Here is a 7,721-nt window from a genome sequence, read left to right on the forward strand (position 1 = left end):
GTTGTGCAGCAGCCCGTAGGGCTGGACGATCTCGTGATACATGTGGACGAGGACCGCCGCATCGACCGAGCTTGCTGGCAGGCGCGGGTCGTGCGGCTCGCCCCGCACCACCGTGACGTTCGCGAGATCGCGCACCCGCTTCTCGAGGGCGGCGAGGTAGCGCGGTGTCACGTCCTCCGCCAGCACGCGGCCCTCCGGCCCAACGAGCGGGCTCAGCCGTACCACGTAGTAGCCGCTACCGGCCCCGATATCGGCCACCGTCTCGCCGGGCGCGACGCGAAGCAGGCGGGCAACCTCGACGAACTCGCCGTTGCGGTCGCGCTGATCCTCAGGGATCCACTGCGGCGCCACGATCTCGGCGACCGGCCGGTCCGGCTTCGGGAAGGCCTCGGCCGGCGCGCCCGGGGGAGCGAGCGGCTCCGCCGCACGGGCTGCGGCGGTGAGGGCGAGGAGCAGGAGGGCGGCGCGGACCATCGGGCGGGCAACGCGGATGCCCGCGAAGCCGTTGCCGCGCGCGATTGACCCAGGCCGGGACCCCCGCCATCACCGCCGCATGACCGCGCCGCACCGGCCCTGGCGGGCCACGATCCTCACCCTCTACCCGGAGATGTTCCCGGGCCCCCTCGGAATCTCGCTCTCGGGCGACGCGCTCGCGCGGGGTGACTGGACCTGCGAGGCCCGCAACATCCGCGAGCACGGCATCGGCCGCCACCGCACCGTGGACGACACGCCGGCCGGCGGCGGCGCCGGCATGGTGCTGCGCTGCGACGTGCTGGCGGCGGCGATCGACGCCGCGGCGGAGCCCGGCGACGCGCGCCCGCGCCTGCTGATGTCGCCCCGCGGCCGCCCGCTGACGCAGGCGCGCGTGCGGGCGCTCGCCGAGGGGCCCGGCGCGCTCGTGGTCTGCGGCCGCTTCGAGGGCGTGGACGAGCGCGTCATCGCGGGCCGCGGTCTGGAGGAGGTCTCGATCGGCGACTACGTGCTCTCGGGCGGCGAGATCGCGGCGCTGACGCTCCTCGACGCCTGCGTGCGCCTGCTGCCCGGCGTGATGGGCAAGGCGGCCTCCGGCGAGGAGGAGAGCTTCGAGGGCGGCCTGCTCGAATACCCGCATTACACGCGGCCGCGGGACTGGGAGGGCCGCGCGATTCCCGATGTGCTCAACAGCGGCCATCACGGCGCCGTCGCCCGCTGGCGCCGGGCCGAGGCCGAGCGGATCACCGCCGAGCGGCGGCCGGATCTGTTGTCGGCGCGCGCGCCCGGGCCGGCGCGCTGACGACGGGCATATCCCTGTTGCGGGCAAGCCCCTTGCGCGCGACCGCGACTCGGCGCACGAGCACCGGCTCGATTCGCCCCAGCGTCATGGCGAATCCGACTGCCAGGATGATGCCGATGTCCGACCGTCCCGCCGCCCGACCGCGCGTGCCGAATTTCTCGTCCGGGCCCTGCGCCAAGCACCCCGGCTGGAACCTTCAGGCGCTCTCGGACGCCGCGCTCGGTCGCTCGCACCGCTCGACCCTCGGCAAGGCCAAGCTGAAGCAGGCGATCGACCTGACCCGCACGGTGCTTCAGGTGCCGGCCGATTTTCGTATCGGCATCGTGCCGGCCTCCGACACCGGCGCCGTCGAGATGGCGATGTGGACCATGCTGGGCGAGCGCACCGTCGAGGTCGCGGCCTGGGAGGCGTTCGGCCTCGAATGGGTCACGGACGCGCTCTCCGAGCTGAAGATCGAGCCGCGGGTCCACAAGGCACCCTACGGCACGCTGCCCGACCTCTCGGCGATCGACACGAAGCACAACGACGTCGTCTTCACGTGGAACGGCACCGCCGCGGGCGTGAAGGTGCCGAACGGCGACTGGATCGCGGCCGACCGCGAGGGGATCACGATCTGCGACGCGACCTCGGCGGCCTTCGCGCAGCCGCTCGCCTGGGACAAGATCGACGTGCTCACCTTCTCCTGGCAGAAGGTGATGGGCGGCGAGGCCGCGCACGGCATGCTCGTCCTCTCGCCCCGCGCCGTCGCGCGGCTCGAGAGCCACACGCCCGCCTGGCCGGTGCCGAAGGTGTTCCGCCTCACCAAGGGCGGCAAGCTCATCGAGGGCATCTTCCGGGGCGACACCATCAACACGCCCTCGATGCTCGCGGTCGAGGACTACATCGATACGCTCCGCTGGGCCGAGTCGGTCGGCGGCCTCGACGCGCTCCACGCCCGGGCCGACGCCAACGCCGCCGCGGTCCATGCCTGGGTGGCGCGCACCCCCTGGATCGGGCATCTCGCGGTCGATCCCGCGACCTACTCCAACACCGGCGTCTGCCTCGTGATCGCCGATCCGGACGTGCTGGCCAAGGGCGACGCGACGGTGGCTGCGATGGCGTCGGGCATCGTCGAGACCCTCGAGCGCGAGGGCGTCGCCCTCGACATCGGCGCCTACCGCGATGCGCCCGCGGGCCTGCGCCTCTGGTGCGGCGCCACCGTCGAGACCGGCGACCTCGAGGCGCTCTTCCCCTGGCTGGACTGGGCCTTCGCGCAGGAGAAGGCGAAGCTCGCCCGGGCGGCGTAGGCGCCGAGGCGGGGCCCCGCCGCAGGGCTCCGCCCCGCACCCGCCAAAGGTCGCGGACCTCAAGGATCCATGACCATCCGGACATGCGAAAGGGGCGGCGAGATCTCTCGCCGCCCCTTTCGCATGTCCGGTTCGGGGCGCCCGCGGGCGCCCCGACACGATCAGAAGGTGAAGCCGGTCTCGACCATGTAGCGGTCCTGGCTGCCCTTGTTGCCGAGCTTGCCGAAGCCGAGACCCGCGATGCCGTTGAGGGCGTCGCCGCGCTGATAATCGACCAGCGCGACGTGCGAGTACTCGCCGCGGATGAAGTACCGGCCCCAGGTGAAGGTCGGCGTGACCGTGAACGAGTAGGCCGAGCTGCCCGAACCGTACAGCACCGCCGTGCGGTCCTGCAGGAAGCGGTCGCCGCTCTGGGCGATGTACTCGAAGCGGCCCGCGAGCGCGAAGTTGTCGGTGAAGGCGAAGCTCGCCAGGATCGCGCCGCCATAGGTCTCGGCGCCCTGCAATCCGAAGACCGGCTCGACCTTGGTGTACTGGAAGTACGGGGTCACGATCCAGGGACCGTCCGCGTAGGTGTAGTTCACGCTGATGATGCTGCTGTTCTGCAGCGTCGCAGGGGTGGCGTACTGGAATCGACCGGTCTGGTTGAAGGAATTGTAGTTGCTGAAGTGCGTGCCGCCGTTGATGCCGATCGTGTTGGCGTCGTTCAGCTTGTAGGTGATCGCGCCGGTGACCCAGTTCAACTCGCCCGAGTAGAAGCCGTCGGTGACGGCGAACGAGGCCGCGAGCGGACCGTTCGCGTAGTTCACCTGCACGCCCTGGTTGATGATGTTCTCTTGGTTGAACAGGAGGCCGCGCGAGATGTTCAGGTTCTGGAAGGTGAAGGCCAGTTCCGTGCCGATATTGGTCGGCATGCGGCCGCCCTGGATCGACCACTCGTCGTTGAGCACCCACTTGCCGAACACCACCGGGACGGGGCTGAACAGCAGGCCGGTCTGATCGATCGCGCTGAAGGTCGGGAAGCCGAGCGCCGGGATCGAGTACAGGCCGGTCTGGACGTAGAACTGGAACGGGCCGTCCGCCTTCTGGATGAAGGCCTGGACGTTGCTGAAGTCGACCCGGCCGACCCGGTCGTCGCGCTGGCCCGGCACGATGGGCGTGTAAAAGGACGGCAGACGGTCGCTGTAGTTGTACGCGTAGCCGGTGATCGCGCCGCCGACATAGATGTCGCCGATTCCGGTGGTGAAGCAGGACGGATCCGGGTTCTGCTTGATGACGCCCGCATAGGCCGGGAAGGTGATCGCCGTCTTGCAGGGGCCCGTCACTGGGACGGCGGCCGGCGCCGGCATGTCGGCGGCCTGAGCCTGCGCGAGGCCGAGCACCAGGGCAGCCGATGCGGTCGCGCTTCGCAGGATCAGTTTGATCGTCATGAGTTTTCGAGCCCCAAGTTTATTCTATGGACCGAAAATGCCTCGACCGCGGCGAACACCGCAAAATGAAACTGCGGGCATTTGCCTAGTTTTCGGGCATTCGAGGCCCGATCGGGTTCTTGGCGCCCGCATGTTGCCGCAAGGACACAACAGCGTGATCCCAAATCGCTGCTTTGGTTAAGAAACCGTTGATCCGCCAGCGTGGGGAAGCAGATCCCGCCGCCCGTCCAGATCTCCCCTGATCTTTCTGGTATCGCCCGCTCCAGTTTCGGCGGGCGCCCGATTCGATACTGGTTCGGGTCGGGCGGTCCGAAACGCGGACGGCCCCGGCTCTCGCGAGCCGGGGCCGTCCATCGCTTGGTCCGCGCTTGTGCCGGATCAGTAGTTGTAGGCGCGCTCGCCGTGGTCGGCGATGTCGAGACCCTCGCGCTCCTCCTCCTGCGTCACGCGCAGGCCGATGGTCAGATCGACCAGCTTGTAGAGGATCGCCGATCCGATGCCCGACCACAGGATGGTGAAGCCCACGGCCTTCAGCTGGGCCATGACCTGCGTGGCGAGCTCGTAGGTGCCCACCGTCAGCTCGCCGGGCTTGGTGGTGTAGTCGGGGATGCCGACGCCGCCGAGCGCGGGGTTGACCAGGATGCCGGTCGCGATGGCGCCGATGATGCCTCCGACGCAGTGCACGCCGAACACGTCGAGCGAGTCGTCGTAGCCGAGCGCGTTCTTGACGCTGGAGCACATGATGAAGCAGGCGGCGCCGGCGACGAGGCCCAGCACGATCGAGCCCATCGGGCCGGCGAAGCCCGCCGCCGGGGTGACGGCGACGAGGCCCGCGATGGCGCCCGACAGCATGCCGAGGAGCGACGGCTTGCCCTTCAGCGCCCACTCCACGAACAGCCAGGAGATGGCGGCCGCGGCGGTGGCCACGAAGGTGTTGAGCATCGCGAGCGCGGCCGAGCCGTTCGACTCGAGGTTCGAGCCGGCGTTGAACCCGAACCAGCCGACCCAGAGCAGCGCGGCGCCGATCGTGGTCATGGTGAGCGAGTGCGGCGCCAGCAGGTCGCGGCCGTAGCCGATGCGCTTGCCGAGCATCAGGCAGCCGACGAGGCCCGCGATGCCGGCGTTGATGTGCACCACGGTGCCGCCAGCGAAGTCGAGGGCGCCCCACTTGAAGAGCATGCCGGCGTCATTCAGCACCGCGTCGTACTCGGCCTTGGCGGCCGCGTTCGCCTCGCCACCCGCGGCGGCCAGCTTCTTGGCCGCGTCCGCGAAGACGTCCGGACCGCCCCAGTACCAGACCATGTGGGCCATCGGGAAGTAGATCAGCGTGACCCAGAGGATCGAGAACACGACCAGCGCCGAGAACTTCATCCGCTCGGCGAAGGCGCCGACGATGAGGGCCGGCGTGATCATCGCGAACGTCATCTGGAAGCAGATGTAGACGTATTCGGGGATCACGACACCGTTGGAGAAGGTCGCCGCCACCGAGTTCGCGTCGACGCCCTTCAGGAAGGCCTTCGAGAAGCCGCCCACGAAGTCGTTGAGGCCGCCGCCGTTGGTGAAGGAGAGGCTGTAGCCGAAGGTGACCCAGAGCAGGCAGGCGATGCAGCCGATGGCGAAGACCTGGGTCAGCACCGAGAGCATGTTCTTGGTGCGCACGAGGCCGCCGTAGAACAGGGCGAGACCCGGCACGACCATCATCAGGACGAAGGCCGACGAGACCAGCATCCAGGCGGTGTCGCCCTTGTTCGGCACCGGCGAGGGCGGCGGCGAGATGGCTTCCGGCGCCGGCGACTGGGCCAGCGAGGGCTCGATCAGGAGAGCGGCGAGCGCCGCGCCTCCCAGCCCGAGCGCGAGGACGTTGCGAAGTTTCATGGACACGAGACTCCCGGTCGCGTTTGTCTGTCGCTTGAGGTGAAGGATGGGGCGAGCGGATCGGCGGCTCGCTGCGGGCCGTCCGGCCCGGGAAGACTCAGAGCGCGTCGGCGTCGGTCTCGCCGGTCCGGATGCGGACGGCCTTCTCGAGCGGCATCACGAAGATCTTGCCGTCGCCGATCTGGCCCGTGCGGGCGGCGCCCGCGATCGCGTCGATCACGCTGGACACGAGATCGGAGGCCACCGCGACCTCGATCTTCAGCTTGGGCAGGAAGCTCACCGCGTACTCGGCGCCGCGATAGATCTCGGTGTGGCCCTTCTGGCGGCCGTAGCCCTTGACCTCGGTCACCGTCAGGCCGTGCACGCCGATGCCGGTGAGGGCGTCGCGCACCTCTTCCAGCTTGAACGGCTTGATGATGGCCATCACGATCTTCATGGGCGGCGCCCCCTGCTTCCGGTTGGAACCTCGGCCGGCGCGCCCGCGGGCGCCGGTTGCGGTCCTGTTGTCCGCGGCGGGCCGGAATGGCCCCGCGATCGGAAGCGCCTATTCAAGGACTATGCCAGGGCTGGCCGGACGGAACTTTCCGGAAAGACGCAGTTCTGCCCACGCTTTGATCGATTAGGACTCACGGTTGCCGCCCCAATGGTCGAGCTTGTGCCTATCGGGTCGGCAGATTGGCGATCGATTGGGCAGATTTGCGTGTTCGGGATGCGTCAGGCCCGACGCGGCCGGATCAGGCCTTCCTGGGCTACCGAGGCAACCAGGTCTCCGTCCTGGGTGAAGATCTGGCCCCGGGCGAAGCCGCGGGCGCCGCCGGTGCTGGGGCTGTCCTGCGTGTAGAGCAGCCAGGAATCGGCCCGGAATGGCCTGTGGAACCAGAGCGCGTGGTCGAGGCTCGCGCCCTGGATGTCGGGGTCGAACACCGAGCGGCCATGGGCGATCAGCGTCGCGTCGAGGAGCGTCATATCGGAGGCGTAGGCCAGCACCGCCCGGTGGATCGCCGGGTCGTCCGGCAGGCGCGAGGCCGCCCGCAGCCAGACGTTGCAGACCGGGTCGGCAGGGCCGGGTTCGAGGTAGCGGCGCAGGTCCACCGGCTTCAGCTCGATCGGACGGGGGCGGGCGAAGTACCCGGTCAGCGCGGGCGGCAGGTTGGCACCGCCCCGCTCGATCAGCGTCCTGACGGACGGGAGCGCATCCGGGTCGGGCGCGCCCGGCATCGGTACCTGGTGCGCGTATCCCTCCTCCTCGGTCTGGAAGGAGACAGAGGTGGCGAAGATCGGCCGCCCGTGCTGGATCGCCCGCACGCGTCGGGTGGTGAAGCTGCCGCCGTCGCGGATGCGCTCGACCTCGTAGATGATCGGCGCCTTCGGGTCGCCGCCGAGCAGGAAGTAGGCGTGCAGCGAGTGAGGCGGCCGGCTCGCCGGCACGGTGCGGCTCGCCGCCACCAGCGCCTGCGCCACCACCTGCCCGCCGAAGACCCGGGGCCAGCTCACCCGCGGGCTCACGCCCCGGAACAGGTCCTCCTCCAGGCGCTCCAGGTCGAGGATGTCGAGAAGCTCTGTGACGATGTCGGTCATGCGGCGGGCGGTGCCTTCGGCGGGGCGGTGAGTTATCGGTGGGTCGCGGAATCGACATAGCACCGCCCGCGCGGCAAGCCACGCAGGACCGGGGGCGCAAGGGTCGGAAGACGCAGAGGAGCGTGATGAGCGGATCGAGCGGGCGTTCGGGCGGACGGAAGCTGATCGTGGCCGGGGGCGGCATCCCGGGGCTCACCCTGGCGCTCGCGCTCGCCCGGGCGCACGGGCCGGCGCTCGCGGTTGCGGTTCACGATCCCGCGCTGCCGGCGGGCGCCGGCC

7 protein-coding genes are annotated in these 7,721 nt (G+C 69.8%); 2 read left to right on the forward strand and 5 right to left on the reverse strand.

Annotation, left to right across the window (positions count from 1 at the left end; genetic code table 11):
- On the reverse strand, positions 1-474 hold a 474-nt coding region (locus AX737_RS25020), incomplete at its 3' end, for a methyltransferase domain-containing protein (RefSeq protein ID WP_066926088.1).
- Between the two features lie 79 nt (positions 475-553).
- Here AX737_RS25020 and trmD point away from each other — a divergent pair.
- The gene (gene trmD, locus AX737_RS25025) at positions 554-1,273 is read left to right on the forward strand and encodes a tRNA (guanosine(37)-N1)-methyltransferase TrmD (RefSeq protein ID WP_066926091.1); all 720 of its coding nucleotides are present in this window, start codon (positions 554-556) and stop codon (positions 1,271-1,273) included.
- Positions 1,274-1,389: 116 nt separating this feature from the next.
- Positions 1,390-2,559, forward strand: coding sequence for a phosphoserine transaminase (locus AX737_RS25030; RefSeq protein ID WP_066926094.1), 1,170 nt, complete (start codon positions 1,390-1,392; stop codon positions 2,557-2,559).
- A gap of 161 nt (positions 2,560-2,720) precedes the next feature.
- Here the strand turns inward: AX737_RS25030 and AX737_RS25035 are convergent, their stop codons facing one another.
- The 4 genes from AX737_RS25035 to tesB form a co-directional block, all read right to left on the reverse strand.
- Positions 2,721-3,989 carry an outer membrane beta-barrel protein gene (locus tag AX737_RS25035; protein ID WP_066926097.1) on the reverse strand — a complete coding sequence of 423 codons (1,269 nt, stop codon included), beginning with the start codon at positions 3,987-3,989 and terminating at the stop codon, positions 2,721-2,723.
- A 378-nt stretch (positions 3,990-4,367) separates the two neighbouring features.
- Positions 4,368-5,864: an ammonium transporter gene (locus tag AX737_RS25040; RefSeq protein WP_066926101.1), complete on the reverse strand. Its 1,497-nt coding sequence runs from the start codon at positions 5,862-5,864 to the stop codon at positions 4,368-4,370.
- A 97-nt stretch (positions 5,865-5,961) separates the two neighbouring features.
- Positions 5,962-6,300: a P-II family nitrogen regulator gene (locus AX737_RS25045; RefSeq protein ID WP_066926104.1), complete on the reverse strand. Its 339-nt coding sequence runs from the start codon at positions 6,298-6,300 to the stop codon at positions 5,962-5,964.
- A gap of 278 nt (positions 6,301-6,578) precedes the next feature.
- Positions 6,579-7,442 (reverse strand): acyl-CoA thioesterase II, encoded by an 864-nt coding sequence (tesB, locus tag AX737_RS25050; RefSeq protein ID WP_066926106.1) that lies wholly within the window; start codon positions 7,440-7,442, stop codon positions 6,579-6,581.
- Between the last annotated feature and the right edge of the window lie 279 nt (positions 7,443-7,721).

The organism is Methylobacterium sp. CCH5-D2 (assembly GCF_001556475.1).
Classification (GTDB): Bacteria; Pseudomonadota; Alphaproteobacteria; order Rhizobiales; family Beijerinckiaceae; genus Methylobacterium; species Methylobacterium hispanicum.